At 49.0% G+C, this 1,502-nt stretch carries 3 protein-coding genes; 1 reads left to right on the plus strand and 2 read right to left on the minus strand.

The annotated features are described in order from the left end of the window. Positions 1–332, plus strand: a 332-nt coding sequence (locus tag CYR55_RS22780; RefSeq protein WP_479415247.1) for an LbetaH domain-containing protein, incomplete at its 5' end; no start/stop codon positions are given. A gap of 9 nt (positions 333–341) precedes the next feature. Here CYR55_RS22780 and CYR55_RS22785 read toward each other — a convergent pair. Next, entirely contained in the window at positions 342–698 is a 357-nt protein-coding gene (locus CYR55_RS22785; protein WP_101818573.1) for a hypothetical protein, read from the minus strand. Between the two features lie 55 nt (positions 699–753). Then, positions 754–1,452, minus strand: a complete 699-nt coding sequence (locus CYR55_RS22790) for a contact-dependent growth inhibition system immunity protein (RefSeq protein WP_101818574.1) — start codon at positions 1,450–1,452, stop codon at positions 754–756. Positions 1,453–1,502: the final 50 nt, after the last annotated feature.

Genomic DNA, 1,502 nt, shown 5'->3' on the forward strand with positions numbered 1-1,502 from the left:
TACGGAACAAGTATGGGCTGGACATCAAGCTGGGTGCCAAAATCGGCGTGGGATTAAGCATCTCCCACTATGTGGGGATTGTCGTTGCTGATTGCTGCGTCATTGGTGATAACTTCTACATCAAACAGAACGTCACTATCGGCGTCAGAAAGAATGACCAGGAAGGGAAGATTTACATCGGTGACAATGTAGAGGTAGGGGCAAACAGCTGCATCATCGGTGAGAACCTGCGGATCGGCAGCAACGTTATCATCGGGGCAATGACGTTCGTCAATAAGGACATTGCTGATAACTCGGTGGTCTACAACAAAAAAGAGATGTCCTATATCTGATTTCCACCCTCAGTAACTGACAAATAACATACCTTTGCGCCTGGCCAGCACCTGATAAAGTGTGGTGGCCAGCTCTCCAGCATCACCGGTAACCATATCACCTGGTAGCCGGCTGGCGTCCTCCTGATACCGCCTAGTGCAGAACGTCTCCCCGGCGCTATCACGCTGCACCATCTCCAGGATCGCCCTGCATCGATACTGCGGCTCACCAGTAACATGAAATTGTTCCACCTCCACCAGCGCGGCCAGTGCCGTGCGCCCATGGAAAAGCGCCAGGTGAGGTATGCCCCGGATATGCACCTTATCAACGATGTCGAAGCGCCTGGTGATGGCTTCAGGGCTGTAGGATTGGGAAAGATTTATCATGCTGGTGGCTCTATACCAGGTGAGAACCCGCCAGCAGATGCCGGCGGAGTAGGTATCACTTTTTAGGTGGGTTCGCCGTGGCAAAATGGATTACATGTTTATCCTTTGCCATTCCATAAATTATTTGTGTGCCGGCAGCTATAGATGACAGACTGGCAATCGGCGTTTCACTTTCAGAGGCAGGAACCTGTTCATGATCTAGTGCAGTAGCCAGCATCTCAAGGAAGAAAAGGTGTTGGCGGCTTCCTCTACCATGTGCATACTCGGCCAACTTAGCTCGAGATACCAAGAGTTCTGTAATACGTTCTTCTAAATCATCAACCTGTGCCTCATTAAGAGCCTGCTCGTCTTGCTTTGCTTCTGATTCTACCGATGAAGAAGCTGCGCGCGGGGGTCTTATAGCTAGTTCCCATTCGGCCATATTTTCTAATTCAGCCTCATCGGTGTAATTTCCGCCTCTTTTCATGAGGATCGCACCCTTTAAGAGAGTGAAAAACCTTTCGGCATCCTTAAGGGCATAACCATACGAGAAATCCCGCATAAAATCAGCGGTTAGGCTGTCACTATGCTCGGCCTGATAGGCCTTAAGCTCTTCTAATACGTCAGCAAGCTCATCATCATCCATATCGTTGATATAGCATTGGATCATGTCTTCATAACGAGAAGAGCCGGCCATTACAGCGGCATCCTGATTAATATAGCCCATCATCAGCGCGTCAATATATGGGTAACGTTCTGCGATACTAAAAGTCATAACGCCTCCGGAACTAGTTGGCTTGGAAAAGCTGTGACAATGAATTTATT

The organism is Chimaeribacter californicus, assembly GCF_002858675.1.
Classification (GTDB): Bacteria; Pseudomonadota; Gammaproteobacteria; order Enterobacterales; family Enterobacteriaceae; genus Chimaeribacter; species Chimaeribacter californicus.